Origin of the sequence: Aureimonas ureilytica DSM 18598 = NBRC 106430 (assembly GCF_000382705.1) — a bacterium.
GTDB lineage: Bacteria > Pseudomonadota > Alphaproteobacteria > Rhizobiales > Rhizobiaceae > Aureimonas > Aureimonas ureilytica.
Map to the genome: position 1 here is coordinate 68,880 of NZ_ARQE01000005.1, position 26,085 is coordinate 94,964.

22 protein-coding genes, 1 tRNA gene and 1 riboswitch are annotated in these 26,085 nt (G+C 68.1%); of the genes, 7 read left to right on the forward strand and 16 right to left on the reverse strand.

The genetic code is table 11. From position 1 onward, the window contains the following. Positions 1-5 precede the first annotated feature (5 nt). The 5 genes from otsB to choX all read right to left on the reverse strand — a co-directional run bounded on the left by otsB (position 6) and on the right by choX (position 5,751). Positions 6-761, reverse strand: coding sequence for a trehalose-phosphatase (gene otsB / locus B146_RS0112465; protein WP_244498218.1), 756 nt, complete (start codon positions 759-761; stop codon positions 6-8). 68 nt (positions 762-829) lie between these two features. Further along, positions 830-1,435, reverse strand: coding sequence for an N-acetylmuramidase domain-containing protein (locus B146_RS25910; protein WP_019996778.1), 606 nt, complete (start codon positions 1,433-1,435; stop codon positions 830-832). Positions 1,436-1,560: 125 nt separating this feature from the next. After that, positions 1,561-2,880 (reverse strand): D-amino acid dehydrogenase, encoded by a 1,320-nt coding sequence (locus B146_RS0112475; protein ID WP_019996779.1) that lies wholly within the window; start codon positions 2,878-2,880, stop codon positions 1,561-1,563. Positions 2,881-3,020: 140 nt separating this feature from the next. Continuing rightward, positions 3,021-3,108, reverse strand: a riboswitch (glycine riboswitch). Positions 3,109-3,207: 99 nt separating this feature from the next. Beyond that, positions 3,208-4,731, reverse strand: a complete 1,524-nt coding sequence (betC, locus tag B146_RS0112480) for a choline-sulfatase (protein WP_019996780.1) — start codon at positions 4,729-4,731, stop codon at positions 3,208-3,210. A 78-nt stretch (positions 4,732-4,809) separates the two neighbouring features. Beyond that, positions 4,810-5,751, reverse strand: coding sequence for a choline ABC transporter substrate-binding protein (choX, locus tag B146_RS0112485; protein ID WP_019996781.1), 942 nt, complete (start codon positions 5,749-5,751; stop codon positions 4,810-4,812). 209 nt (positions 5,752-5,960) lie between these two features. On the opposite strand from choX, the gene B146_RS0112490 reads away from it, so the two are divergent. After that, positions 5,961-6,320 (forward strand): TfoX/Sxy family protein, encoded by a 360-nt coding sequence (locus B146_RS0112490; RefSeq protein WP_019996782.1) that lies wholly within the window; start codon positions 5,961-5,963, stop codon positions 6,318-6,320. Here B146_RS0112490 and B146_RS0112495 read toward each other — a convergent pair. Together B146_RS0112495 and B146_RS25915 are read right to left on the reverse strand one after the other, a co-directional pair. Continuing rightward, positions 6,309-9,464, reverse strand: coding sequence for an efflux RND transporter permease subunit (locus tag B146_RS0112495; RefSeq protein ID WP_019996783.1), 3,156 nt, complete (start codon positions 9,462-9,464; stop codon positions 6,309-6,311). The two genes, B146_RS0112490 and B146_RS0112495, sit on opposite strands and share 12 nt — an antisense overlap. 2 nt (positions 9,465-9,466) lie before the next feature. Continuing rightward, on the reverse strand, positions 9,467-10,600 hold the full coding sequence (locus B146_RS25915) for an efflux RND transporter periplasmic adaptor subunit (RefSeq protein ID WP_081630979.1): 1,134 nt from the start codon (positions 10,598-10,600) through the stop codon (positions 9,467-9,469). Between the two features lie 279 nt (positions 10,601-10,879). On the opposite strand from B146_RS25915, the gene B146_RS0112505 reads away from it, so the two are divergent. From B146_RS0112505 to B146_RS0112520, 4 genes are all read left to right on the forward strand, one after another. Further along, complete coding sequence (locus B146_RS0112505; RefSeq protein WP_019996785.1) at positions 10,880-12,085, forward strand: ABC transporter permease; 1,206 nt, start codon at positions 10,880-10,882, stop codon at positions 12,083-12,085. Next, positions 12,082-13,023: an ABC transporter ATP-binding protein gene (locus B146_RS0112510; RefSeq protein WP_019996786.1), complete on the forward strand. Its 942-nt coding sequence runs from the start codon at positions 12,082-12,084 to the stop codon at positions 13,021-13,023. Before B146_RS0112505 ends, B146_RS0112510 begins: the two co-directional genes overlap by 4 nt. Beyond that, positions 13,020-13,754, forward strand: a complete 735-nt coding sequence (locus B146_RS0112515) for an ABC transporter permease (protein WP_019996787.1) — start codon at positions 13,020-13,022, stop codon at positions 13,752-13,754. Before B146_RS0112510 ends, B146_RS0112515 begins: the two co-directional genes overlap by 4 nt. A gap of 119 nt (positions 13,755-13,873) precedes the next feature. Next, a tRNA-Arg gene (locus tag B146_RS0112520) sits at positions 13,874-13,950 on the forward strand. A 192-nt stretch (positions 13,951-14,142) separates the two neighbouring features. Here B146_RS0112520 and B146_RS30075 read toward each other — a convergent pair. Both B146_RS30075 and B146_RS0112525 read right to left on the reverse strand, forming a co-directional pair. Next, a complete protein-coding gene (locus B146_RS30075) occupies positions 14,143-14,265 on the reverse strand; it encodes a hypothetical protein (RefSeq protein WP_280512692.1) in 123 nt (40 codons plus the stop codon). Further along, complete coding sequence (locus B146_RS0112525; protein WP_019996788.1) at positions 14,262-15,140, reverse strand: LysR substrate-binding domain-containing protein; 879 nt, start codon at positions 15,138-15,140, stop codon at positions 14,262-14,264. The genes B146_RS30075 and B146_RS0112525 overlap by 4 nt, the downstream gene beginning before the upstream one ends. A gap of 130 nt (positions 15,141-15,270) precedes the next feature. On the opposite strand from B146_RS0112525, the gene B146_RS0112530 reads away from it, so the two are divergent. Beyond that, a complete protein-coding gene (locus B146_RS0112530) occupies positions 15,271-16,287 on the forward strand; it encodes a YeiH family protein (RefSeq protein ID WP_019996789.1) in 1,017 nt (338 codons plus the stop codon). 275 nt (positions 16,288-16,562) lie between these two features. On the opposite strand, the gene B146_RS0112535 is transcribed toward B146_RS0112530, so the two are convergent. From B146_RS0112535 to B146_RS0112550, 4 genes are all read right to left on the reverse strand, one after another. Next, on the reverse strand, positions 16,563-17,051 hold the full coding sequence (locus B146_RS0112535; protein WP_019996790.1) for a cupin domain-containing protein: 489 nt from the start codon (positions 17,049-17,051) through the stop codon (positions 16,563-16,565). 170 nt (positions 17,052-17,221) lie between these two features. Next, positions 17,222-18,619 (reverse strand): tetratricopeptide repeat protein, encoded by a 1,398-nt coding sequence (locus B146_RS0112540; RefSeq protein ID WP_019996791.1) that lies wholly within the window; start codon positions 18,617-18,619, stop codon positions 17,222-17,224. 10 nt (positions 18,620-18,629) lie between these two features. After that, positions 18,630-19,862, reverse strand: a complete 1,233-nt coding sequence (acdA, locus tag B146_RS0112545; protein WP_051091563.1) for a 3-sulfinopropanoyl-CoA desulfinase — start codon at positions 19,860-19,862, stop codon at positions 18,630-18,632. Positions 19,863-19,876: 14 nt separating this feature from the next. Further along, the gene (locus B146_RS0112550) at positions 19,877-21,106 is read right to left on the reverse strand and encodes a CaiB/BaiF CoA transferase family protein (protein WP_244498217.1); all 1,230 of its coding nucleotides are present in this window, start codon (positions 21,104-21,106) and stop codon (positions 19,877-19,879) included. A gap of 101 nt (positions 21,107-21,207) precedes the next feature. On the opposite strand from B146_RS0112550, the gene B146_RS25920 reads away from it, so the two are divergent. Further along, positions 21,208-22,107 (forward strand): LysR substrate-binding domain-containing protein, encoded by a 900-nt coding sequence (locus B146_RS25920; protein WP_019996794.1) that lies wholly within the window; start codon positions 21,208-21,210, stop codon positions 22,105-22,107. 25 nt (positions 22,108-22,132) lie between these two features. Here B146_RS25920 and B146_RS0112560 read toward each other — a convergent pair whose 3' ends face one another. The 3 genes from B146_RS0112560 to B146_RS0112570 all read right to left on the reverse strand — a co-directional run bounded on the left by B146_RS0112560 (position 22,133) and on the right by B146_RS0112570 (position 25,957). Next, positions 22,133-23,557 carry an FAD-binding oxidoreductase gene (locus B146_RS0112560; RefSeq protein WP_019996795.1) on the reverse strand — a complete coding sequence of 475 codons (1,425 nt, stop codon included), beginning with the start codon at positions 23,555-23,557 and terminating at the stop codon, positions 22,133-22,135. 73 nt (positions 23,558-23,630) lie between these two features. Next, positions 23,631-25,073 (reverse strand): NAD-dependent succinate-semialdehyde dehydrogenase, encoded by a 1,443-nt coding sequence (locus B146_RS0112565; protein ID WP_019996796.1) that lies wholly within the window; start codon positions 25,071-25,073, stop codon positions 23,631-23,633. Between the two features lie 131 nt (positions 25,074-25,204). Beyond that, on the reverse strand, positions 25,205-25,957 hold the full coding sequence (locus B146_RS0112570; RefSeq protein WP_019996797.1) for an IclR family transcriptional regulator: 753 nt from the start codon (positions 25,955-25,957) through the stop codon (positions 25,205-25,207). Positions 25,958-26,085: the final 128 nt, after the last annotated feature.

Sequence of the window (26,085 nt, forward strand, 5' to 3'; positions counted from 1 at the left end):
GGATGTCATTCCCCTTCCGTTTCCCCGGAGGCCTCCTGCCTCCCGACGCCGAGCCAGCGATGGACCGAATCCACCGAGGCCAGGCGAAACTCCGCTTCCGTCGGCCCCTCGCCGACCTTGATCGAAACTCCTCCCAGTTTGCGAACGGCATAGAAGCCGAATTCGTCGGTCGTGTCGTCCCCGAGATAGATGGGAACGCGGCCCTGGAACGGGGCATGGGCCATCAGCGCTTCGATGGCCTTGCCCTTGTCCATGCCGGCCAGATGCACCTCGACGATATGGTCGCCCTGCATGACCGCAAAGCCCGGCTGCTCGTTCACCGCCGCCGAGACGAGGCGCACCGCCGCTTCCTGCAACTCGGGAAAGCCGCGATAATGGACGACGAGCGCCGTTCCCTTGTCTTCCAGGCGCAGGCGCGGCTCCTCCACGACGCCGGCGCTGAGCGCGAGGCGGATCGGCTCCAACCCTTCCGGCCCGGCCAGCGGAACCACCGGCTCGCCCGGCCTGTCGCGCCGCTCCAGCCCGTGGACGCCGGCGGCCGCGAAGTGGAGGGGCCGGAGGAAATGGTCGAGATCGGCGATGCGCCGACCGCTGACGACGGCGAAGGCGCCGTCGCATTCGCTCTGCAACTCGCCGAGGCGCTGGACGGCCTCGGGCGAAATGGCGACCCGTGTCGGGTCGTCCACGAGGTCCACGAGCGTTCCGTCGAAGTCGATGAACAGCGCGTGGCGGGCGGGGTCGATCGGAGGCGGAAGGTTCATGCCACCCGACATAGGCCCCCCCGCCGATTCGGGAACATGCGGGCGCCGCAAAAGCGCCGCTTTGCCGATCAGACCGTGTTCGCCAGAAGGCGCGAGGCCTGCCGGAAGGCGCCGGCGATCTTTCGGTCATACGCGTTGGCGGCAAAGCCCGGGCCGTTGTAAAGCCGCGCGAAGCCCGCCCAGTCGCCCCGCTCCAGCCGCTCCGCAAAGGGCCCGGTCTTGAGGAAGCGCGCGACGAGCGCGAACTGCCCCTCGGCGGATCGGCGCGCGTCCTCGGCCAGCGCGGCGGCGCTCGCATAGCCGAGCCTTGGCCAGTGCAGGCCCATCACTTGGCCCAAGCCCCAGGAGGTCGCCTCATAGGCGGCGTTCGCATCGATCGCCGCCGCTCGGGCCAAGAGGCGCCAGCGCGCCTCCTGCCCCGCCGGGTTGCGGATCTGGCCGGCGCGCGGGGCGGACAGGCCGGCCGTGCGCGCGATCCGGCGCTTGTCGTCGCTCAATCGCCGGTCGAACACATGGCCCTCGAAGCGGATCAGCGGCTCGCGCTTCTCGCCCACCGGCGCGAAGGCGCGCGCATTGGTTTCCACGATGGCGATGGCGACGAGCGCTGCGGCCGGCGTGCCGGTCGCGCGTTCGACCTCGCGCGCGGCATCGAGAACGTCTCTGGAGATCGACATGAAAAACCCCGCCCGTTGAACGAGCCCCAGGATGGGGGCTCGCCAGCGGGCGGGGATAAAATGAGGACAGATTGCGGAGATATGGGCTTTCCGGCGCCGCTCGCGCGAGGCCGGAAGAAGTCCGGTCAGGCCGCTTCGGTCAACCGTTCGGCCTCGGCGCGAACCGTGTCCACCGGCTTCAGCTCGCCGCGCACGGGCGTGCCGGAGGCCTTGTAGTCGCCCGCGACTTCGGCGGCGATCGTGTCGGCCGTGATGGCCGAGAGCGTCCAGCCGAGATGGCCGTGGCCGGTGTTGTAATAGACGCCCTTCGCCTTGCCCCGGCCGACGCGCGGCATCATGTCCGGCATCATCGGGCGCAGGCCCGCCCAGGGCACGACCGAGGCGGTCGACACGCCGGGGAAGCGGTAGCGGCACCAGTCCACCAGCGGCTTGATGCGGGCCATGCGGATGTCGCGGTTCTCGCCCGCGAACTCCGCCGTGCCGGCGATGCGCAGGCGATTGGGGCCGAGGCGGCTGGTGACGATCTTGGCCTTGTCGTCGAGCAGCGAGACATAGGGCGCGCCCTCGCGGCTCGCCTCGTCCTCGAGATTGACGGTGATCGAATAGCCCTTCACGGGATAGACGTTCACGCGGTCGCCCAGCATGGCGGCGAAGCGGCGCGAGCCGACGCCGGCGCAGATCACGGCCGCGTCGAAATCCTGACGGACCGCCTCGTCCTCCGTTCCCGCCTTGCGCGAGAAGACCGCGACGCCCCCGCCCTCGCGGGTGGAAAGCTGCGTGATATTCGCCTCGTAGCGGAAGGAGACGCCCTTGCGCTCGCAGGCGGCCGAAAGACCGCGCGTGTATTTGTGGATGTCGCCGGTGAAGTCGCTCTCGGTGAAGAAGCCACCGTGGAACTTGCCGGCAAGCGCGGGCTCGATCTGGTGGATGCCGGCATTGTCGAGCACGTCGCGGTGCAGGCCGCCCTTGGCATACAGATCGTTGACGCGGAGCGCGTGGCGGAACTCCGATTCCGTCTCATAGACGTGGAGAATGCCGCGCTTCACGCAGTCGAAGTCGAAGCCCTCGCGCTCGGCCATGTCCATCAGATGCTGGCGGGCCGCGATCGCCATCTTCACGGTCGCGACCGTGTTCTCCTCGTAGGAGCGCGCGGCGAGCACGAATTCCGCCATCCAGGACAGCTTGTGCCAGGTCGGGCTCGGATGAACGAGCAGCGGCGCGTCCTTCTTGAGCATCCACTTGATGCCCTTCAGGAAGGTGGAAGGCGAGTTCCAGACTTCGGCATTGGAGGCCGAAAGCTGGCCGCCATTGGCGAAGGAGGTTTCCATGGCCGAATAGGCGTTGCGGTCGAAGACCGTCACGTCGAGGCCCTGGGACATGAGCTTATAGGCAGTGGTCACGCCGGTGATACCGGCGCCAATAACGGCAACAGAGGTCACGATCATCCTTCGCCCGATCGCATCGGGTCTGGTCGTGCCCCTCCGTCATTGGCCTGAGAGTTTCACGGCACGAGGATCAGCCCCCTCGCCGCTTTCTCCTTCGGCGGACGGCTGCGTGGAATCGCCGTCACTCTCCGGATGTGTGTTCGCGCTGCGCGGTCCTTTTGCCTGAGAGTTTCCGGGGCGGTTGCTCCTTCGGCGCCGGCAGATGCCGGTCTCTCCCGCATGCAGCGATATGGACTTACAGATACGCGACATCCCATGCCGCAGCAAGCGCGAAGAGCCGGCAGACCCTGCCTCAGTTGAGGCATTCTGCCCAAAACGAAAGCAATTCTACTCGCCGCGCGGGAAGCGCTGCGCTTCCTCCAGAATGTTCAGGTCCATATGGTTGCGCATGTAGCGCTCGGAGGCCTTCTGGAGCGGCTGGAAATCCCAGGGGTAATAGGCGCCGTTGCGCAGCGCCTCGTAGGTGACGTGCCGGCGCGCCTGGCTCTGGCGCACCTCGCGGTCGAAGCGGGGGAGATCCCAGAGCGATTCGGCCTTCTTCGCAAAACCTGCGAGCGTCTCGGCCTGAGCCGGATCGCCGGCCAGATCGGTCAGCTCGTGCGGATCGGCGTCGAGATCGAAAAGCTGGTCCGGGTCAGCGGCGCAGCGGTTGAACTTCCAGCGCCCTTCGCGGATCGAGACCATGGGCGCGACCGAGCCTTCGGCGGCATATTCCATCGGAACCGCCTCGCGCCGCTCGCCGCGCGCCATCGTGTCGATCAGCGACACGCCGTCGATCCAGTCCGCGCCCGAGCCGAGATCGATGCCGGCAAGATCGGCGAGCGTCGGCAGGACGTCGAGCGTCGAAACGGGCTGGCGGAAGGTGCCGCCGGCCATTCCCGGCGCGGCCAGCATCATGGGCACGCGCGCCGAGCCTTCGAAGAAGTTCATCTTGAACCAGAGACCGCGCTCGCCCAGCATGTCGCCATGGTCGGAGACGAAGAGGATGGCGGTGTTGTCGGCCAGCCGCGTGGCCTCCAGCACCTCGATCAGCTCGCCGACCTTCTCGTCGATATAGGAGATATTGGCGAAATAGGCCCGGCGCGAGCGGGCGATCATCTCGTCCGTGATGTCGTAGTCCTGATCGTTGCAGGCGGCCATGAGACGGCGCGAATGCGGGTCCTGCGCCTCGTCGGGCAGGCGGCCGATTTCGGGCAGGAGATGAGGCGCGCCCTCGTAGAGATCGAAGAAGCGCCGGCGCGCGACGTAAGGGTCGTGCGGATGGGTGAAGGACACGGTCAGGCAGAAGGGCCGCTCGTCGTGACCACGGCTGAGGTCATAGAGCTTGGCCTTGGCGTGATAGGCGACCTCGTCGTCATATTCGAGCTGGTTGGTGATCTCGGCCACTCCCGCCCCGGTGACGGAGCCGAGATTGTGATACCACCAGTCGATCCGCTCGCCGGGCTTGGTGTAGTCGGGCGTCCAGCCGAAATCGGCGGGATAGACATCGGTCGTCAGCCGCTCCTCGAAGCCGTGAAGCTGGTCCGGCCCGACGAAATGCATCTTGCCGGACAGCGCCGTGCGATAGCCCGCGCGGCGCAGATAATGCGCGAAGGTCGGGATATCCGAGGCGAATTCGGCGGCATTGTCATAGACGCGCGTCTTGGACGGAAGCTGCGCGCTCATGAAGGAGGCGCGGGCCGGGGCGCAGAGCGGGCTCGCCGTATAGGTGTTGACGAAGCGCGCCGAGCGCTCAGCCAGCGCCTTGAGGTTCGGCGCATGAAGGAAAGGCGCCGGCCCGTCGGGAAAGAAGGTGCCGTTGAGCTGGTCCACCATGATGACGAGGATGTTGGGGCGGCGGGCGTCGGTCATGGCGCTCTCTCAGGTCTCAAAACACAAGAAACGGCGGCGCCTTTCGAGAAGCGCCGCCGCGAAACAGGATGGGGTCGATCAGGCGCCGATCTTGGCCTTGACGGCGGCCAGACCCGGCTGTCCGTCCAGCGTGGTGATGCCGGCGAGCCAGGGCTCCAGAACGGCCGGGTTCTTGGCGAGCCAGGCCTTGGCCGCCTTGTTCGGGTCGGTGCCCTCGGCGAGCGCGGCCATCATCTCGTTTTCCATCTCGACGGTGAAATGCATCTGCGAGAAGAGCTTGGCCGCGTTGGGGCATTCGCTCGCATAGCCCGTGCGGGCCAGCGTATAGACCTCGGCGCCGCCATAGTTCGGGCCGAAAAACTCGTCCGCGCCCGAAAGATAGGTGATGCCCATATTGTTCATCGGATGGGGCGCCCAGCCGAGGAACACGATCCAGTCCTTGGACCGCTCGGCGCGCTGCACCTGCGCGAGCATGCCCTGTTCGGAACTGTCGACGAGCTTCCAGCCCTTCAGGCCATAGGCCGGCGCATCGATCATCGACTGGATGTTGGTGTTGGCCGGCGCGCCGGGCTCGATGCCGTAGACCTCGGACTTGAACTTGTCGGCGTTGGCCGCGAGGTCCTTCACGTCCTTGACGCCCGCTTCGGCCACATAGTTCGGCACGGCCAGCGTGAACTTGGCGCCTTCCAGATTCTTGGTGACAACGTCGGCCGCCTTCTTGGCCTCCAGCTCGTCGCGGAACTTCTTCTGCGCCGGCATCCAGTTGCCGAGGAAGACGTCGGTCTGCTTGTTGGCGAGCGCCTGATAGCCGACGGGCACGCCGAGCGTCTCGATCTTGGCGGTGTAGCCGAGGCCGTCGAGAACGGTGCTCGCCAGCGCGTTGGTGGAGGTGATGTCGCTCCAGCCGGGGTCCGACATGCGCACCATCTTGCAGGCGGCCGGATCGGCGGCGAAGGCGGCGCTTGGAAGCGCGACGGCGGCGGCGAGCGCGGCGACGGCGAAGCGGGCGGAACGGAGCATCGAAAAACCTCGATTCTGGAAGGCCGTCGTCGGGACGCCTTATCGATTGCTTATCAGGACCGAGACCCAGCCGGCTTTCAAGGTCCTTTCCTTCGCTCTGCACCGCGGAAAGAGGACGCGCTATGCTCGCCCTGCCCGTTTTCGCAAGACCGGGCGCGGTTGAGAACGAACCGACGTGGCGGCGCGCAACGCAGGGAGCATGGAGCGCGATGGACGAGGACCACATAGCCGAGATGTTCGAGGGCCTCGGACCCGTGACCATCCGCCGCATGTTCGGCGGCAAGGGCGTCTATCACGCCGGCCTGATCGTCGCGGTCGACTTTCGCGACGAGATTCTTCTCAAGGCCGACGCGACGAGCGCCCCGCTTTTTGCAGAGGCCGGCGCGCGCCAATGGACTTATGAGGGCCAGACCGGGCGACCGGTTCTCATGCCCTACTGGTCGATCCCCGACGAGGCGTTGGACGACCCCGAGGCGCTGGCGCACTGGGTCAGGCTCGCCTTCGAAGCGGCCTTGCGCGCGGGGGCCGCTAAGCCGCCACGTCGGCGCAAGGCCCCCTCAGCGCTCTGAGGCCAGCTTTTCGGCCAAAGCCGGATCATCGGCCGAGCGCGGCAGGAAACGGCGCGTGCGGCGCTTGAAGCCCTCGATATAGGTGAGCACCACCGGCACGAAGATCAGCGTGAGGATGGTCGAGGAAATCAGCCCGCCGATCACGGCATGGGCCATCGGCGCGCGCTGCTCGCCCCCCTCGCCGAGGCCAAGTGCCAGCGGCACCATGCCGAAGATCATGGCGAGCGTCGTCATCACGATCGGCCGCAGGCGCACCGCGCCCGCCTCCGCCAAGCTCTCGCGCAGTTCCACGCCCCTTGCCCGCGCCTGGTTGGAATAGTCCACCAGCAGGATCGCGTTCTTGGTCACAAGGCCCATCAGCATGATGAAGCCGATGATGGAGAAGATGTTGAGCGTCGAGCCCGTGGCGTAGAGGCCGAGCAGCACGCCGATCAGGGAGAGCGGCAGCGACATCATGATCGCCACCGGCTGGAGGAAGGAGCCGAACTGCGAGGCGAGGATCAGGTAGATGAAGATCACCGCGAGCCCCAGCGCCTGGAGCGCATAGCCCGTGCTTTCCGCCATGTTCTCGGCATCGCCCCCGAAGGAGATGCGATAGCCCGGCGGCAGCTGGAGCTTGGCGATCTCGCGCTGGAGATCGGACGTCACCTCGCCCAGCGCCCGGCCCGAGACATTGGCGGAGATGCGCACTTCGCGCTGGAGATCGCGCCGGTTGATGGAACTCGCCGCCACGCTGTCCACGACATCGGCCACCTGATCGAGCGCGACCGTGACGGGCCGGTTTTCCGCGTCGCGCCGGCCGGTGGCGATGGTGAGCGCGCGAAGCTGCTCCGCCCTTGCACGACCCTCTTCGGGCAGGCGCACCATCACATCATAGGTTTCTCCATCCGGCGCGTTCCAGACGGAGACGGCATCGCCCGCCACGAGGGGGCGCAGCGTGTCGCCAATCTGGGTCAGCGTGATGCCGAGATCGCTCGCCGCCTCGCGCCGCACGCGGATCGCCAGCGTCGGCTGCTCGTCCTCGATGGAGGATTCGACCTCGATCGCGCCGGGAATGGCGCGTAGCGCGGCGGTCAACTGGGTGGACAGGCGCTTCAATTCGGCCGGGCTTTCGCCGAGCACCGAGAATTGCAGGGGCTTGGCGGACGCGCCGCCGCCCCCGCCGCCGCCCATGGCGCTCTGGTTGATCGAAACGGTCAGCCCCGCGATGCGCGAGAGCGCCGGGCGCAGCGGCTCGACCACATCGGCGGTGGAGCGCGTGCGCTCCGCGATGGGCTTCAGCGTCACGGCGACATTGGCCGCATTGAAGCCGCGCGAGCCGCCGGAATTGATGGTGGAATAGGTCGTCATCACCTCGGGCTGGGCGCGAAGCACGCGCTCGACCTGCGCGACCTTCATCGCCGTGTATTCGAGCGAGGAGCCCTCGGGCGCTTCCAGCGAGACGGTGAACTCGCCATTGTCGCCCTCGGGCAGGAACTCCGCGCCAATGCGCGGCACCAGCATGAGGCTCGCCACGAAGATCGCGAGCGTCGCGAACACCGTCAGGATGCGGTGCCGGAAGCTCCAGCGAATGACGCGCGCATAGCCACCCGACAGGCGCTCGAACCCCCGGTCGAAGCGCGCCACCAGCCGCCCGACCGGCCCGCGCTTGGCGCCGGGATGGGCGTGCGGATCGTACCAGACGCTGGAGAGCATCGGGTCGAGCGTGAAGGAGACGAAGAGCGAGATGAGGACGGCAACCGAAACCGTGACGCCGAACTGGAGAAAGAAGCGCCCGATAATGCCGCCCATGAAGGCGACGGGCAGGAACACCGCGACGATGGACAGCGTCGTCGCCAGAACCGCGAGGCCGATTTCGTTCGTGCCGTCGAGCGCGGCCTGCCGGTGGCTCTTGCCCATGGCAAGATGGCGCGTGATGTTCTCGCGCACCACGATCGCGTCGTCGATCAGGATGCCGATGGCGAGCGACAGGGCCAGAAGCGTCATCGTGTTCAGCGTGAAGCCGAGCGCGTAGATGATCGCGAAGGTGCCGATCACCGAGATCGGCAGGGTCAGGCCGGTGATGACGGTCGAGCGCCAGGAGTTGAGGAAGAGGAAGACGATCGCGACCGTCAGGCACGCGCCCTCGATCAGCGTGCGCTGCACCTCGGAGACCTGCGCCGAGATGGCTCGCGAATTGTCGCGCGAGACCGCGAGATCATAGCCCTGCGGCCCCAGCTCGGTCTGGAGCTTGGCGATCTCGGCGCGGAGCGCCTGGGCGACCTGAACCGTGTTCGCCCCTTGCACCTTCACGACGTCGACGCCGAGCGACTGGACGCCGTTGCGGGCCGCGCGGCTCGTCAGTTCCGCGCCGCCTTCGCGCACGGTCGCAAGGTCAGCCAGATAGATCGGCGCGCCGCCCTCCGTCGCCACGATGATGCGCTCGAAGCCCGCCACGTCGTCGATCCGGCCCTCCACCGTCACCGTGCGCTCGTCGATGCCCGAGACGAGCGTACCGGCGGCGATGTCCTGGTTCTCGCGGCGGATGGCGTCGAGCACGGCCGAGGTGCCGACGCCCAGCGCCTCCATGCGCTCGGGATCGAGCAGAACCTGCACCTGCCGCTTCGCGCCGCCAACGATCGAGGTCTGGCCGACGCCCGCCACGACGTTCAGCCGCTTGGTGACGATCTGGTCGGCGATCGTGGTGATATCGGTCAGCGAATGGGTGGCCGAGGAGATGGCGAGCGAGAGGATCGGCTGGTCGTCGGGGTTGAAGCGCGTGACCTGCGGCGTGTCCACGCCATCGGCGAAACCGGCTTCGAGCCGGGAGACGCGATCGCGCACCTCCTGCGCGGCGACGCCGGAATCGGTTTCCAGCGTGAACTCCACGATGACCAGCGAGCGCCCCTCGAAGGTCTGGGACGACACGGTGTCCACGCCGCCGATCGTGTTCACCGCCTGCTCGATCGGCCGCGTCACCTCCGATTCCACGGTCTCGGGCGAGGCGCCGGTGTAGCTGGTCGAGACGACGACGACGGGCAGGTCCACCTCAGGGAACTGCTCGACGCCGAGGCGCGAATAGCCGAACAGGCCGATCACGACGATCGCCGCCATCATCATCGTCGCGAAGACGGGATGGGCGACGCTGATGCGGGTGAGGAACATGTCTAGCCCAGATCCGCGATGGTGACGTCGGTGTCGGGTTTCAGATCAGGCAAGGGCGCGGTGACGATCACATCGCCTTCCGCCAGCCCGCGCGCCACTTCCACGAGCCCGCGATCGGCGAACGCGGCGCCGAGCTGGACCGGCTGGCGGTGCAGGCGACCGCCGCGCGCGGCGAGCACGAAGGCGCCCTCCTCGTCCCGCCGGATGGCGGCGGAGGGAAGCGCGATCACGTCCGGGTAGCTTTCGACCTCGATCTCCCCCGTGGCGAACAATCCGCCGCGCAGCAGCCCCTCTCCGTTCGGGACACTCAGGAACACGCGCACGGCGCGCGAGCCGGCGACGGCGACCGGCGCGATGCGCGCGACCTTGGCTTCCACCACGCGGCCCGCAGAGCCCTCGATGCGCATTTGCGCCCGCTGGCCGACGCGCACCTCGGAAATGCGGCTGGTCGGCACCAGCGCCTCGATCTGCATTTCGTTGAGGTCCACGACCTGGAACAGTTCGGTGTTCACCGGTACGCTCTGCCCCGGCTCGACCGAGCGCTGCGACACGGTTCCGTCGAAAGGCGCCTTCACCTCGGCATCGCCAAGCGCCTTGCGCGCGTCGGCGACGCCCGCTTCCAAGCCGCGCACTTCCGCTTCCAGCGACAGAAGCTCGGCCTCGGCCTGCAAGAGCGCCGCTTCGGAGGAGATGCCGGCCGAGCCGAGCCTGCGGCTGCGCTCCAGCGTCGAGGCGGCGAGACGCCGCTGTGCCTGCTTGGCCTCCAGCGTCGCTTCCTGCGCGGCGAGGGCCGATCGCAAGACCACCGTGTCGAAACGCGCGATCACCTCGCCTGCCGTCACCTTGTCGCCCACCTCGGCGCTCACCTCGGCCAATTGGCCGGAGACCTGCGCGTTCACAGCGCCGACGCGGCGCGGCTCGGCCGAGCCCGACACGCGCACCGTGCGCGTCAGCGTCTGCGGCGCGACCTTGGAGACCTCGGCGCCCGCCAGCTCGACACCCGCCGCGACAGGGGCCTGCGAGGCCTGTTGAGCGGTGGGCGGAGCGGCCTCGCGCGCGCGGCTCCACCCGATGGCGCCGGCCAGACCTCCCGCGAGGAGAACCACGATCAAACCTGTGCGGAGCCTTCCGGCCATGCCAACTCTACCCGAATTTCAAAAGACGCAGCCAGCCACTAGGCGCAAAGAACGGCCTTGGCGTGACGTGAGGATCGGGGAGAGCCGCGTCAAGCACTTGGCGGAGCGCCATTGGCGCGGCACTCTGTCCTTCGTCGCGACCGATGGATTCTGACGCGGAGGCGCTGACGCGCGCGCTTGCCGCCCCATAATCTCAAGGAACGAGCCACACAAGGAAATGCGCGGATCACAAATCCGTTGCATGTTCCGCCGGCTCGCGGAACGGAGACCGAGCAGCCGATGACTTCCACCGAGGCGGAGATGGACGAACCCGGCCGCGCCTTCGCGCCGGGCCTCGATCGTCTCGGGCTTCTCCTCGTCGGCATCGGCGCGGCGGCGCTTCTCTTCCTGCCCTTCGCGACCTTTCGGGCCAATCGCATCGTGCCGGGTCAGGGCCATTCCGTTTTCGAGGCGCTTTCGCCCGCGCTCGCTTCGACGCTCGCGGCAGCGCTGGCGCTGGTGGCTCTCGTCGCTCTCCTGCGCGGCCCCCCCTTGCCGCGTCTCGTCGTGGCGCTCGGGGGCCTCGGTTTCCTCCTCGCCGCGATCGGCGCGGCGCCCGCCCATCTCACGCCGGCCGGCAACAGCTATGCCCGCGTCGCGCCGGGCTCGGGCTTCTGGCTCCTCGTTTTCGCCCTCGCGCTTCTGGCGACCGATGCGCTCGCGCGAATGCGCCCGCCGCCGCTGGCACGCGTCGCGCTGCTTCTCGCGGCCGGCGCCGCGCTCTTCGTCTTCTTTCGCTTAGGCGTCTGGGACGGGCTTTCGGTGATGAAGGAATACCGCCCCCGCGCCGACAGCTTCGCGCGCGAAGCCGGCACGCATGTGGTTCTGGCGCTCGGCTCGCTTGCGGCCGCCGTCGCCGTCGGCCTGCCGCTCGGCATTCTCTGCCACCGGGTCGACGCGCTGCGCGAGCCCGTTCTCGGCACGCTCAACGTCGTGCAGACGATCCCGTCCATCGCCCTGTTCGGCCTTCTGATCGCGCCGCTCGGCTGGGTCGCGCTGAACGTGCCGGGCGCGCGCGAAATCGGCATCGGCGGCATTGGCGCGGCGCCAGCGCTCGTCGCGCTGTTCCTCTACTCGCTGCTGCCCATGGCGGCCAACACGGTCGCGGGCCTTGCCGCCGTACCCTTCAGCGCGCACGACGCGGCGCGCGGTCTCGGCATGACCGGCCGCCAGCGCCTGTTTCGCGTCGAGCTGCCGCTCGCCCTGCCGGTGATCCTGACGGGCGTGCGCATCACGCTCGTCCAGAATATCGGCCTCGCCACGGTCGCCGCGCTGATCGGCGGCGGCGGCCTCGGCGTCTTCGTGTTCCAGGGCCTCGGGCAGACCGCGATGGACCTCGTCCTTCTCGGCGCGCTGCCGACCGTCGCCCTCGCCTTTTCCGCTGCCGTCCTGCTCGACGCCGCCGTCGAACTCGCCCAAGTTCCCAGCCAAGGATCGTCCGTATGATCGAGTTTCGCGACGTCTCGAAAATCTATGACGGGCACCGCGTGGTGGACGGCGTCAGCCTCACGGTCGAGCCGCGCACGATCTGCACGATCGTCGGCACGTCGGGGTCGGGCAAGACGACGCTGATGCGGATGGTGAACCGGATGACCGAGCCGAGCGCGGGCGCGGTCCTGATCGACGGCGAGGACAACCGCACGATCAAGGGGCCGGAGCTGCGCCGCCGCATCGGCTACGTGATCCAGAACCACGGCCTGTTTCCCCACCGCACCGTCGCCGAAAACATCGCGACCGTGCCGCTTCTCCTAAAATGGGAGAAACCCCGCGTCGAGGCACGCGTGGAAGAGCTTCTCCATCTCTTCGGCCTCGATCCGGCCGACTATGCCGCGCGCTACCCGCATCAGCTTTCGGGCGGCCAGCAGCAGCGCGTTGGCGTTGCCCGCGCGCTTGCGGCCCGTCCCTCCATTCTCCTGATGGACGAGCCCTTCGGCGCGCTCGATCCGATCATCCGCGCCCGCGCGCAGGCCGATCTCCTCGCCGTCCAGAAGGCGACGGGCACGACGGTCGTCCTCGTGACGCACGACATGGAAGAAGCCGTGCATCTCGGCCACCGCATCGCCGTCATGGAAAACGGGCGGCTGCGCCAATGCGCCTCGCCGGCCGAAATCCTGGCGCGGCCGGCGGATGCCTATGTCGAGGAAATGCTCGGCTCCAACGACCGCGCCTTCAAGCTCCTGTCGCTGGGGACCCTCGCCGATCTCGTGGAGCCGGGCGCGGCCTCGGGCGCGCCGCTCTCCACCGACACCAACCGGCGCGACGCGCTCGCCGATCTCCTCTGGTCCAACCGGGGCGCCGCGCCCGTGGCGGACGCGACCGGCCGGCTGCTCGGCATCGTGCGCACCTCCACCCTCCTGCGCTCCGCCGCGAGGCCCGCTTCGTGACACGACTTCCGGCGCGGCTCTGGCGCCTCGCCCTCTTCGCCCTGCTTCTGACCTTCCTGATCCGCCCGGGCCTGTTCGCGCCGCTGCTCCAGCCGCTGACGCGCAACGGCGCGCCGGCGATCTACGACAAGGGCGATCTCCTGTCGCTCACCCTGTCGCATCTGAAGATCACGGGGCTCGCGACGCTCGCCGCCGCGCTGCTGGCGGTCTCCATGGCGATCTTCGTGACGCGGCGCGCGGGCGCGGACTTCCTGCCGCTGTCGCGCTCGATCGTGAATGTCGGCCAGACCTTCCCACCCGTCGCCGTGCTCGCCCTGGCCGTGCCGGCCATCGGCTTCGGCGAGGCACCGACGCTCGTCGCGCTCTTTCTCTACGGCCTCCTGCCGATCTTCGAGACGACGATCGCCGGCCTCACCGGCGTGTCCGGCCCCGTTCTGGAAGCGGCGCGCGGCGTCGGCATGACGCCCTGGCAACGCCTCCTGCGCGTGGAACTGCCGCTCGCCCTCCCCCTCGTCGTTGCGGGCGTGCGCCTCTCGGCGGTGATCGGCTTGGGCACCGCCACGATCGGCTCGACGGTCGGCGCGCGCACGCTCGGAGAAGTCGTCATCGCCGGGCTCCTGTCCGACAATCTGGCCTTCGTGGTCCAGGGCGGCGCCATCGTCGGCGCGCTCGCCATCCTCCTGCACGACGCCCTGTCCTGGCTCGAAACCCGCCTCGCCCGCGTCATCTGAATGCAGGTCGCGCCCATCGCACCGCCAAACCAACCAAACCCGCCTTGCCTGCCCGCCCATCCTCCTGTAAGCATCGCATCAGGTTCCGAACCAGTCTCGGAACCAGGCCGCAAGGTCGGGCACCCGTAGCTCAGCTGGATAGAGTGTCGCCCTCCGAAGGCGAAGGTCACAGGTTCGAATCCTGTCGGGTGCGCCATTTCGGCACAGAACTGCGAACCGCCGGGGTTCGCCGTGCGCGAGCGTGAAATTGCTGTCCTCGACACGCTGCTCCCGATTTCACAACAAGCAACAGACGGTCGCCCTTACACTCGGCCCGGCCGATCCGACTTTCGCCCGGTGAGCACCGCTTACGCGGTGATGTCCTTCGGAACCCGCTCGAACTCGTCGATCAGGCGCCGGCCCGGCAGAGGGGTCGAACCGTCGCCACGTCGGTCTTGATCAGCGTGATGCGCACGTCCCCCACCGGCGAACTCGGCGCCATGCGGCGCTCTGGCGAACCCGAACGGCTCACGCCGCGACGATCGTCAGAAGCGTTTCGACGGCGCGCGTGCGATGGCGTTCGGGATGGGTGAGGACGGTGAAGGGTCGGGCGGGATGGTCGACCGGGATCGACCGGACCTCGCCGGCCGCCAGCGCGCTCGCCACGGCGCGGCGCGACAGGACGCTGGCGGCAAGGCCCGTCGCGACCGCGCTCAGAACCGCCTCGTTGGAGGGAAGTTCCAGAAGGATGCGCAGGCTCTCCATCGCGACGCCCGCGCTTGCGGCATGGGTTTCGAACTCGGCGCGCGTGCCCGACCCAGGCTCGCGCAGCACCCAGGCTTGCGAGGCGTAGTCCGCCGGGTCCACCATGGTTCGAGCCGCCCAGGGATGGTCACGCCCCACCACGAGGTGCAGCTCGTCGCGCGCGACGACGCGCTGCATGAGATCGTTCTGCCGGACGGCCCCTTCCACGAAGCCGATATCGGCCGTGCCCTCGGCCACGGCGGAGGAGACGAGCGCCGTGTTGGCGACGGTCAGCGCGATTTCGAGCGCGGGATGGCGCGTGCGCAGTTCCAGAAGACGGGGCGCCAGCCAGTAGCTGGCGACCGTCTGGCTGGCATGGATGCGCAGCTGACCGCGCACCTCTTCCCCCAGTTCATCGAGCGTGCGCCGCGTCTGTGCGACCCGTTCCAGAAGAGCGCGCGCTTCCGCCGCGAAGAGACGCCCCGCTTCCGTCAGCTCGATGCGACGACCGATCCGATCGAAGAGGCGGACGCCATGCTGGCTTTCGAGCTGAGCGATGGAGGCGCTGACGGCGGATTGGGTCAGGTTGAGGTGGCTGGCGGCCTGCGTGACGTGGAGGCGCTCGGCGACGGCGAGGAAGATGCGGAGCTGTTCGAATGTCATGGATCATCGATCGCGAGAACGAAACGTTTCAACAAGAGGAATAAATTGGATCAAACATGCTTGCCAGGCGGATAGTCGGGGCGTCGCCAGCGAAACGGCGACCTTCCCCTTCTCATCAGCGTCGTGCCCCATGTCGATCCCCTTCCATGTCAGTCCTGTCGACACCGTGCTTGTATCGGCGCGGCGCATTCTGCCGGGCGTCGCGCTGACCGCCTGTGTCGCGGCCGTCGCGGTTCTCCTTCCCCGCCTCCTCGGCCTGCCCGCGTTGAGCCCGCTCGTGGTCGCGATGGTGATCGGGATCGGCTTGCGAAACCTTCTGGGGCCGGTCGAGGGGAGCGCGGAGGGCGTCGCCTTTTCGATGCGGCGAATCTTACGCTTTGCGATCGTGCTTCTGGGGCTGCAACTGACCGTCCGGCAGATCGGCGATCTCGGGCTCGGCGCGCTCGCGGTGATCGTCCTGTCTCTCATCGGGACCTTCTTCGCCATCAAGCTCGCGGGCCGCCTGTTGGGGGTGGAGCGCGGTTTGGCCGAGCTGATCGCCGCCGGCACGTCGATCTGCGGCGCCTCGGCGGTGATCGCGACCAACACGGTGACGCGGGCGCGCGACGAGGATGTCGCCTATGCCATCGCCTGCGTGACCCTGTTCGGAACGCTGTCCATGCTCCTGCTGCCTCTGGCCAACCAGGCTTTGGGGCTGGATGCCGCCTCCTATGGGCTCTGGGTCGGCGCCTCCGTTCACGAAGTGGCGCAGGTCGTGGGCGCGGCGTTCCAGGGCGGGGACGAGGCCGGCCAGTTCGGCACTGTCGCCAAGCTCAGCCGCGTCCTCCTGCTCGCGCCGATGATCCTGCTGATCGGCGCGCTCGCCTCGCGCGCCAGGGGTTCGCAGGGTGGACGCGCGCCGATGCCCTGGTTCGTCTTCGGCTTCATGGCCATGGTCGTCCTCAACAGCCTCGTCGCCCTGCCGGAGGCCGCCCGCGGCGTGCTCGTGCCGGGAACCTCCTTCCTGCTCGCCATGGCGCTCGCCGCGATGGGGCTGACGACGGACCTTCGGAAGCTCCGGGCCAAGGGATTGCGCCCGCTGGCTCTCGGCGCGTTCGGCTGGGTCTTCATCAGTCTCGTGGCGCTGGGTGGCGTGGTGTTCCTGTAGACACGGCGGCCGTCTGGCCGAGAACCCGCCAACCAGAAAGGAGCGCCCTGTCGTCGCGAGGGCGCACCAGTCGGTCGGCTGCGTTTGGATCGTCCGCATCGCTGTTCGGCTTTCCGGGCGAGTGGGGCGCAGGGCGAGATCGCCGGCAACGGATGGGCGAGCGGCAGCGGGGCCGGCCCCGCTTCCGGCGCCGACCCCGCAGCGTTTCCCAGCGTCATCGCTTCGGAATGGCGCTTTCCGATAGGGCCGACCCTGTTGGCCCTGAGGCTGTAGCCTCAGGGGTGTTTGTGGATCGGATCCACCCAGTACACCTCTTCCGGCTGCTCCACCGGATCGACATCGGTGATGTTTACCACCACCGCTTCGTTGTCGGAGCGCACGAGCACGCATTGGAGCGGCTGCGAGGGGTCGGCGTTGATTTCCTGGTGGGGCACGAAGGGCGGCACGAAGATGAAGTCGCCCGGACCCGCCTCCGCGACGAATTCCAGCCGGTCGCCCCATCTCAGGCGCGCCCGACCGCTGACGACGTAGATGACGCTCTCGAGCTCGCCATGATGGTGAACGCCGGTCTTGGCGTCGGGCGCGATCTGCACCGTTCCGGCCCAGATGCGCTGTGCGCCGACTCGGGCGGCATTGATCGCGGCCTGCCGGAACATGCCGGGCGTCTGCGGCGTGTTGGAATCGAGCGCATCGCCCCGGATGACCCGAACCCCGTCGTGCTTCCAGCGCGGCTCGCCGTGGGAATGCGGATGCTCATGCGCCATGCGCGGTCTCCTGTGCTGGTATCCGACCGCATGCCTCGCCCTCGCGCGATCATGCGGCGATCTCAATGACATAGCGTCCATCGACCGTCCCCGATTCGATGGAGCATGGGACCCGAGCCCTTGCGCCTTGCCGCTCGCTCATGCCGAACGCCGAGAATCCCGACCGGGGCTCAGTTTCGCGCGAGGAGCGCCGCCGCGCGGGCGCGGGCTTCCCGGGCCTGATCGTCCTGCCCGAGCGTTTCGAGAATATCGCCGTATCCCTTCCACGACCAGCTCGAATGGGCCTTGTGGCCGAGCCGCTCGGCAAACAGGCCGCGAGCGCGCAGGGCGTCCCGGCTGGCCTTGGTGACATCGAGCAGGATCATGTGGAAGACGTCGCGCTGCGCGCGGCTGCCACCGATCCGGTCGAGCCGGTAGCGCACCGGCCCCATGATCTCGAGCGCCTCCCGGTGATGGCCGGCCCGCGCGAGCTTGAGGCCCCTTGCGAGCGCGAGACCCGATTCCGCGCAGACGCGCGCCTGCGTTCCCGGCAAGGTCGACCATTGCTGGATGTTGGTGATCATCCGGTCGGCGGCCTGCGCGTCCCCGCCGGCGATGAGGGCCATCAGGTAATGCAGCGAGACGAAGATCAGGTCGGTGTCCTCGACATGCTTGCGCGAGACGTCGAGAAGCCGGCTCCAGCGGTTCCCCACGTCGATGCCGAACATCTCGAGCCGCCACAGGAGCGAGGAGGCGTTGCAGATGTCGAGATAGAAGTTCGAGTCGATGTCGGAGACGATCTGCTCGTCGTAGAGCTTCAGGACCGTCTCGAACTCGCCCCGCTCCAGATGATAGAGGCAGCGGTGCCAGTAGAGGTGGAAGCGGAAATTGTTGACGCCGGACCAGCTCTCCTCGAGCCCCGACACCCATTGGATCCCCTCCTCCATGCGCTCGGTCATTTCGAGGACGTGGGCAACCGAATGGATCGACCAGGCGTCGGCGGAATTGCGCTCCACCGCCCGGCGGCCGTAGTCTTCCGCCTTGGCGTATTCGCCGCTTTCCTCAAGGCCGAACGCGTACATCCCCAGGAGAAAGCCGTAGTCGCGGTGCTCGGGCGACCAGAGCGGCAGGATGCGCGCCATGGAGTCGCGCATGCGACGAGGGTCGCCGGAGTAGAAATGGGTGAAGTGTGCCAGGCGCAGCGCGAGGCTGTCCTGCGGATGATCGAGGACGATGCCCTCCCAGAGATCGGTCGCCGCTTCCAGATCGTGATCGCACCAGGCCGCGAGCGCCGCCGCATGCGCCCGCTCGCGGTCGTTCGCCCCGGTGCGCGCCAGGAGATCGGGCAGGCCGTCGGAGATCGCCTTGGCCTTGGTCGACTGGTTGGAACTGCCGAAGAGCTTGGCGAGATATCCGGTGGCGCACTGGGCCATCGGCATGTCGGGGTCGCTTTCGCGCAGGGATTTCAGGATGGCGCCCGTGTCGCGCCGAAACCCCATATAGGCCGAGCCGAACTCCGTCAGCCGGGCCGCGCTGTCGGGCGAGGACGCCGTGAATTGCAGTCCGTCCGCATTGGCAAATTGCTGCATGGAATGATCCTCAATGCGCGTTGGCGACGCGAAGCTCGGGGCGGGACGCCGCCGCCCTCTCGAGTTCGGCATAGCCATGGCGCGTCTGGGGCGTCTTGATGCCGAGGATCGAACCGGCGACCTGCGTGCGCAGGATCTGGGCCGTGCCTCCGGCGATCGTGAACATGCGGGCGTCGCGCGCCATGCGCTCCAACGGCAGATTGCGAGAATAGCCCATCGCGCCATGCATCTGAAGCGCGGCGTTGGTCACGGTCTGGGCCGACTCGGACGCCAGGATCTTGGCCTGGGCCGCCGCGCGGATTTCGGGGAAGCCGTCCACCAGCGTCGCGGCGGCCGAGCGCAGCAGGCCGCGCGCGGCGGCCAGCGCGATCGACATGTCGGCGATCATCCACTGAAGGCCCTGGAACTCCCCGATCGGGCGCCCGAACTGCTCGCGCGTCATGGCATAGTCGGCCGCCGCCTCGTAGGCGCCTTGCGCGATTCCGAGCGCCACGGTGCCCGCCCCCACCCGCTGCGCGTTATAGGCCCGCATCAGCCCGGCAAAGCCCCGCTCGATCCCCTCGGGCGGGACCACGATCATGTCCTCGCCGACCTCCATGTCCTGAAACAGGACCTCGGTTTCGGGAATGCCGCGCAGGCCCATGGCCGGTTCGCGCCGGCCGATCACGAGGCCCGGCGTTTCGTCGCGCACCGCGATGAAGCCGGCGATGCCCCTGGATCGTCCGTCCTCCATCAGCCGCGCGAAGACGAGATGCAGCTTGGACACGCCGCCGCCGGTGATCCAGTGCTTCTTTCCGTTGATGACGTATCGGTCGCCCTTCCTGACCGCGACGGTGGTCATCTCCGTGGCGGCGCTGCCCGCCTCCGGTTCGGTGATGCAGATGGCGGGCTTGTCGCCGGACAGGACGAGTTCGGCCGCCAAGCGCTTCTGCTTCTCCGAGCCGTAGCGCATGATCGCACCGATTCCGCCCATATTGGCTTCCACCGTGATGCGGCCCATGGCGCCGCAGCAGCGCGCCATTTCCTCGATCACCATCACCGTGTCGGCATAGGACAGGCCCCGGCCGCCATAGGCCTGCGGGATCGTCATGCCCATGAAGCCGGCTTCGGCGAGCTTTCCGACGCTCTCCCACGGATAGGCTTCCGTCCGGTCCACCTCCGCCGCGCGGGGGCGGAACTCGCGCTCGGCGAGGTCGCGCGCGGCCGCCATCAGGTCGCTGGTCACAGGGGTTGCAGCATTCATCGCGACACGTATCCTTATTCTGCGGCGCTTGCCGTGGCCCTGGTGGTCAGGCCGAATTCCTCGAGAACGTCTTGCGTGTGCTGCCCGCAGGTGGGCGGCGGGCGGCGGTAGGTGACGGGGGTGCGGCTGAACTTGATCGGATTGCCGATCAGTTCCACCGTGCCGGTCTCTGCGTCGGGATAGGGAATCGTCACCCTCATGCCGCGGCTCGCGACCTGATCGGAGGCGAAGACCTCGTCCAGCCGGTTGATCGGTCCGCCGGGGACGCCGGCCGCCTCCAGTCCCTCGACGAGCTTGGCCTTCTCCCATTGCCGCAACTCGCCCGCGATCAGGTCGATCAGCGCCTCGCGGTTTTCGATGCGCTGGTTGTTGGTGCAAAAGCGCGGATCGCTCGCCAGATCCGGGCGTCCGATGAGATCGCAGAAGCTGCGATATTGCCGGTCGTTGCCGGCCGCCACGACGGCGTGGCCGTCGCGCGTTTCGAAGACCTGATAGGGCACGATGTTGGGATGCTGGTTGCCGAGCCGGCGCGGGGCCTGCCCCGACAGGAGATAGTTGGTTCCCGCGTTCACCAGCCAGGCGATCTGCGCGTCCACCAGCGCGATGTCGATCTGCTGACCCTCGCCCGTCCGGTCGCGATGGCGAAGGGCGGCGAGAATGGCGTTGGAGGCGTAGAGGCCGCACACGACGTCGGCGATGCCGACCCCGACCTTCATAGGCTCTCCCTCCGGCACGCCGGTCAGGCTCATGATGCCGCCATAGGCCTGGGCGAGAAGGTCGTAGCCGGGCTTGGCCGCGTTGGGGCCGGTTTGCCCGAAGCCGGTGATCGAGCAATAGACGATGTCCGGCTTCTCGCGGGCGAGGCTCTCGTAGTCGAGCCCGTATTTGGCGAGGCCGCCGACCTTGAAGTTCTCGATCACGATATCGCACTCGCGCACCAGACGACGGATCGTCTGGGCATCGGCGGGGTCGGCGATGTCGAGGGCGAGCGAGCGCTTGTTGCGGTTGGCGCAGAGATAATAGGCGCTCTCCTGCGTCGGCCGCCCGGCGTGATCGCGAACGAAGGGCGGACCCCAGCTTCTCGTGTCGTCGCCCTCGCCGGGCCGCTCGATCTTCAGGATGTCGGCGCCCATGTCGCCCAGAAGCTGGGTGCAGGTCGGGCCGGCCAGAATGCGGGACAGGTCGAGAACGCGGACCCCGTCGAGAGGCCCCGGTCGGTGCGGCATGGGAGGAAGATCGCTCATGACCAAAGCTTAGAAGCTGAACGGAAGTGGCGAAAGCGGATATTGATGGATTGTTACGTGACAGAAATTGTCGCTAATAAGGGCGGTGCGGGAGGCCATCGATGAATATGCGACAGCTGCGGACGGTGGCGGCGTTTCTGGAGCAGCAGAGCTTCGCGGCGACGAGCGATCGCGTCGGTCTCAGCCCGTCGGCCATCAGCATCCAGATGCTGCGGCTGGAGGCCGAGCTCGGCATCGCGGTCTTCGATCGCTCGACGCGCCCGCCGACGCTGACGACGCAGGGCGTGGAGATCGCGCGGGTCGCGCGGGAAATCCTGGAGCTGGAGGAGCGCATCCGCCGCATCGCGCGGGGGCAGACGATCGCGCAGGGCATCACGATCGGCTTCGTGCCGACGACGCTGACGCGCATCCTGCCAAGGGTCGTCGGCCGCTTGCGCGAGGCTTATCCCGAGCTTCAGATCAACATCAAGTCCGGCTTGTCGGGCGAGTTGGCAGCCGCCGTCATGCGACGGGAGATGGACTTCGCCCTGATCACCGCGCCGCCCGGACCGATCGAGAACGTCTCGGTCCACGAGATCGCGCGCGAGCCGCTCGTCGCCATCGGCCCCTTGTCGCTCCGTCACATCGGCTCGGACGCCGAACTCCTCGCCGCCCTGCCCTTCATCTCCTTCAACAAGCGCGCCTGGCTCGGACAGAAGATCGCCGCCGAGCTGCAGTCGCGCGCGATCCCTCTTCGCGAGGGCATGGACGTCGATTCCCTCGACACGATCGAGGAACTCGTGGCGGAGGGCTTCGGCGTGTCGGTCGTTCCGCAGCGCCTCCTGTCACAGCCCTTGGGCGACCGGCTCCAGTGTCTCCCCTTCGGCGCGCCCGCCCAGTCGCGTCGTCTCTCCCTGATCGAGCATGTCAACCATCGGTCCACGGTGCTGGAAGCGTCCGTCCGCGCGATCTTCCAGGCGATCGCTGAGGAGGCGTCCGGGAGCGAGCCGATCCGCCCTTAGGCGCCCTCCCCGATCGCTTGCCGCCTCAGGCGGGTGACGCCCTGTCGAAGATGCGGCCCGGGTTGAGGATGTTGTTGGGATCGAATGCCCGTTTCAGCCGGCGCATCGCCTCGATCTCGGCTTCGCTGCGCGTGAGATGCAGCCAGGGCTTCTTGTCGAAACCGATGCCGTGTTCGGCGGAGATCGAGCCGCCGCAAGCCGCCGCGCAGCGATAGACCGCGTCCATGGCCTCGAGGCCCTTTGGGGTGCGGATCACGTAATGCACGTTCCCGTCCCCCATATGGCCGAAGAGGAAGAAGTCCGTGTGCGGGTCGATCCGTCGAACCGCCGCCTGGCTTTCTTCCAGGAAGACGGCCGTTCGATCGACGGGAACGCTGACGTCGCCGCTGATGATGTGGTCCATCGTACGGACGAAATCGCTGCCGCTGTCGCGGATCGTCCAGAGGGATGCGAACTCGCGCTGGGATTGCGAGACGACCGCATCCAAGGCGACCCCATCCTCGATCGCCGCCATCAAGGCGGCCTCGAACCCGTCCACGACGCCTTCCTCGCCGAAGGCCTGGATTTCGGTCAGGATGTAGATCGGCGCGCGGGTTTCGAGCGGCGCGGCCCTGCCGAGAAAACCGAGAATCCCCTCGAAGATCGCCGCGCCCATGAACTCGAAGGCGGACAGGCTGGAGCCGAACGCGGCTCGCAGCCGGTGCAGAAGCGCGAGCCCGGCCTCCACTGAGGGAACGGCCAGAAGCGCGGCGACCTCGCGGCGCGGCAGGGGGTGGAGACGCAGGCGCGCCCTCGTGACGACCCCGAGCGTGCCCTCGCTGCCGATGAAGAGCTGGTTCAGATCGTATCCCGTGTTGTCCTTCGCCAGCCCCCGCAGCGAGGACAGAACCGTGCCGTCGGCGAGGACAGCCTCCAGCCCCGCCACCTGCGCCCGGAACATGCCGTAGCGCAGCACGCGGATGCCCCCGGCATTGGTGGCGATGTTGCCGCCGACCGTCGCCGTGCCGCGCGCGCCGAGATCCACCCCGACGAGGAAGCCTGCGGCCTGCGCCGCCTCCTGCACCCGCTGCAAGGGCGTGCCGGCAGCGGCCAGCACCGTGGCGCCTGCCTCCTCGATCGCCCCGAGCTCCGTCATCCGCTCGGTGGACAGGACGGCCTCGCCCTCCACGATCCGGTGGCCGCCCGAAAGCCCGGTCCGACCGCCCTGAACGGCGAGCGGCTGGCCGGCGGCATCGCAGAGCTTGAGGCAGGCCGCGACCTCTTGCGTCGTGCCCGGCCGCAGGACGAAGCGAGGCACCGCCGAGGGCTTCGCGCGCAGGTCCTCGCGATAGCCCGCGCCGATCGCGTCGCCCACCAGGAGGGCCTGGGCGGGCAAGAGGGACGACAATCGATCCAGGAGCGGCCCGTCGGGCCCTTGTCCGACGGAGGCCTTCGCTCGGGAAACGGACATGGCGGCGTCACCTTCGACCTTCGGGGAAAAAGGAGCGGCAGGACCGCCGCTCCGGCAGCCGGCTCGGCGGCTCCTAGGCGCTCGTCTGCGTGACGAAGCGGGTGACGAGATAAGCCTCGATCGCTTCCGATCCGCCCTCGGTTCCGTAGCCGGAGTCGCGCACGCCGCCGAACGGCACCTCGGGCAAGGCGAGGCCCATGTGGTTGATCGTCGTCATGCCGGCCTCGACCCGCGACCCGATCGCCTCGACACTGGCGGCCGACCCGGCGAAAGCGTAGGCCGCCAGACCATAGGGCAGCCGGTTGGCCTCGGTGATCGCCTCGCCCAGCGTTGCGAAGCGGTTGACCACCGCCACCGGGCCGAAAGGCTCCTCGTTCATGATGCGCGCCTCGACCGGCACGTTGGAGAGAACCGTCGGCTCGAAGAAATGGCCCTGGTTGCCGATCCGGTTGCCGCCGGTCTCGAGCTTCGCGCCACGCTCCACCGCATCCGCGATCATGCCTTCGAGCGCGGGAATGCGCCGCTCGTTGGCCAAGGGCCCCATGCGGCTCGCCTCGTCGAGACCGTTGCCGACCTTGATCGCGCGCGCGGCTTGCGTGAAACCTTGAAGGAAGCGATCGAACACGCCGTCCTCGACCAGGAAGCGGGTCGGAGATATGCAGACCTGTCCCGCATTGCGGAACTTCGAGGCCGCCAGCAGCGACACGGCCTTGTCGATATTGGCGTCCGCGCAGACGATCGCCGGGGCGTGGCCGCCGAGTTCCATCGTGGCGCGCTTCATGTGCCGGCCGGCCAGCGCCGCCAGATGCTTGCCCACCGGCGTCGATCCCGTGAACGAGATCTTGCGGATCGTGGGATGGGCGATGAGATAGTCCGAAATCTCGGCCGGGGAGCCGAAGACGAGATTGACGGCGCCCGACGGCAGTCCGGCATCGGCGAAGGCCCGGATCAAGGCGGCGGGCGCGGCCGGTGTCTCCTCGGGCGCCTTCACAATGATCGAGCACCCGGCCGCGATCGCGGCCGACAGCTTGCGCACCACCTGATTGATGGGAAAGTTCCAGGGCGTGAAGGCCGCCACCGGGCCGACCGGCAGCTTCACGGCCATCTGCAGGACGCCGGGCGCACGCGCGGGGATGATCTGCCCATAGGTGCGGCGCGCCTCCTCGGCGAACCATTCGATGATGTCCGCCCCGCTCAGGACCTCGCCGCGCGCCTCGGCCAACGGCTTGCCCTGTTCCATCGTCATCATCGGGGCGATGGCGTCCGCGCGCTCGCGCAGGAGCGCCGCGGCACGCCGCATCACTTGCGAGCGTTCCAGCGCGCCCGTGCGGCTCCAGACCTCGAAGCCCGCCTCGGCGGCTTCGAGCGCCGCGTCGAGATCGTCCCGCCCGGCATAGGCCAGCCGGCCGATCGCCTCGCCCGTCGCGGGGTTCTGAACCTCGATGGAACGGCCGTCGCGGGCGCCGCGCCATTGCCCGGCGATGAAGAGCTGCGTGTCGGGATAGGTCGTTGTCATCGGAAATTCCAATTCCAGTCGATAGGACGATGGAGGCGTGCGACCGCCCGCCGGGCCTGGCGGCCGGCCGGCGCGACGCGGGAGGCGAAGGTCAGGGCCGCCCGATCCGGAGGCGTCTCGATCACCCGCCCCTAGCGGGGCACGAAACCGAGAGCCAGACTGATGGTCCGGGCGGCGTTCATCACGTCATCGGAGAACTCGCGCAATTGCTTGCGCTTGACGCGCGAGTCCGGCCCGGACAGGCCGACGGCGCCGACCACCTCGCCGGATCGGTTGCGGATCGCGGCGGCGCAGGCCGCGATGCCCTCGCGCCATTCGCCATGGGCGACCGCCGCATAGCCTTTGCGGCGCGCCAGTTCGACATCCGCCCTGAGGTCCTCGAGGTTGGTGCGCGTCGTGCTCGTATAGGATTTGAACAAGGGCACGAAGCGTTCGAGATAGGCGTCGGGCATATGGGCCAGCATGGCCTTGCCGGTCGCCATGGTGAAGGCGGGAGCCCGCATCCCGACGCTCGTATGGGCGCGGATGTGATGAGCGCTTTCGATCTTGTCGATATAGACGACATCCGTCTCGTCCAGAACCGACAGGTGAACGGTTTCGCCCGTCGTCTGCGCCAGCGTCACGAGCGACGGTCGCGCCACCTGCACGAGGTCGAGGCGCCGATTGGCGGCGCTGCCGAGTTCCAGGATCTTGTTCGTCAGCTCGTAGGCGTTCGTGACCGGGACCTGACGCACGTAGCCCTGACCGACAAGGGTCGTCAGCAGCCGGTGGACATTGCTCTTGGTGAAGGCGAGTTCCTTGGCGAGATCCGTCACGCCGCGCGGCGTTTCGCTGAAGGCGAGGATCTCGAGAAGCCGGAGGCCCTTGATGAATGTCTTGTCCATGCCGCTGCTTCAATCCACCGCTGGCGGTCAACCTCGTCACCCGCCTCTACCATAGGAACGGAGACGGCTAAATGCTTGCCCCGCCCTGCGATCCCTGACGGGCAGCCGTGCCGGCGCCCCCCGAGCCG

Coding starts and splice junctions, on each gene's coding strand:
- otsB (WP_244498218.1), bottom strand. CDS start 761: ATGAACCTTCCGCCTCCGATCGACCCCGCCCGCCACGCGCTGTTCATC.
- B146_RS25910 (WP_019996778.1), bottom strand. CDS start 1,435: ATGTCGATCTCCAGAGACGTTCTCGATGCCGCGCGCGAGGTCGAACGC.
- B146_RS0112475 (WP_019996779.1), bottom strand. CDS start 2,880: ATGATCGTGACCTCTGTTGCCGTTATTGGCGCCGGTATCACCGGCGTG.
- betC (WP_019996780.1), bottom strand. CDS start 4,731: ATGACCGACGCCCGCCGCCCCAACATCCTCGTCATCATGGTGGACCAG.
- choX (WP_019996781.1), bottom strand. CDS start 5,751: ATGCTCCGTTCCGCCCGCTTCGCCGTCGCCGCGCTCGCCGCCGCCGTC.
- B146_RS0112490 (WP_019996782.1), top strand. CDS start 5,961: ATGGACGAGGACCACATAGCCGAGATGTTCGAGGGCCTCGGACCCGTG.
- B146_RS0112495 (WP_019996783.1), bottom strand. CDS start 9,464: ATGTTCCTCACCCGCATCAGCGTCGCCCATCCCGTCTTCGCGACGATG.
- B146_RS25915 (WP_081630979.1), bottom strand. CDS start 10,600: ATGGCCGGAAGGCTCCGCACAGGTTTGATCGTGGTTCTCCTCGCGGGA.
- B146_RS0112505 (WP_019996785.1), top strand. CDS start 10,880: ATGACTTCCACCGAGGCGGAGATGGACGAACCCGGCCGCGCCTTCGCG.
- B146_RS0112510 (WP_019996786.1), top strand. CDS start 12,082: ATGATCGAGTTTCGCGACGTCTCGAAAATCTATGACGGGCACCGCGTG.
- B146_RS0112525 (WP_019996788.1), bottom strand. CDS start 15,140: ATGACATTCGAACAGCTCCGCATCTTCCTCGCCGTCGCCGAGCGCCTC.
- B146_RS0112530 (WP_019996789.1), top strand. CDS start 15,271: ATGTCGATCCCCTTCCATGTCAGTCCTGTCGACACCGTGCTTGTATCG.
- B146_RS0112535 (WP_019996790.1), bottom strand. CDS start 17,051: ATGGCGCATGAGCATCCGCATTCCCACGGCGAGCCGCGCTGGAAGCAC.
- B146_RS0112540 (WP_019996791.1), bottom strand. CDS start 18,619: ATGCAGCAATTTGCCAATGCGGACGGACTGCAATTCACGGCGTCCTCG.
- acdA (WP_051091563.1), bottom strand. CDS start 19,862: ATGAATGCTGCAACCCCTGTGACCAGCGACCTGATGGCGGCCGCGCGC.
- B146_RS0112550 (WP_244498217.1), bottom strand. CDS start 21,106: ATGAGCGATCTTCCTCCCATGCCGCACCGACCGGGGCCTCTCGACGGG.
- B146_RS25920 (WP_019996794.1), top strand. CDS start 21,208: ATGAATATGCGACAGCTGCGGACGGTGGCGGCGTTTCTGGAGCAGCAG.
- B146_RS0112560 (WP_019996795.1), bottom strand. CDS start 23,557: ATGTCCGTTTCCCGAGCGAAGGCCTCCGTCGGACAAGGGCCCGACGGG.
- B146_RS0112565 (WP_019996796.1), bottom strand. CDS start 25,073: ATGACAACGACCTATCCCGACACGCAGCTCTTCATCGCCGGGCAATGG.
- B146_RS0112570 (WP_019996797.1), bottom strand. CDS start 25,957: ATGGACAAGACATTCATCAAGGGCCTCCGGCTTCTCGAGATCCTCGCC.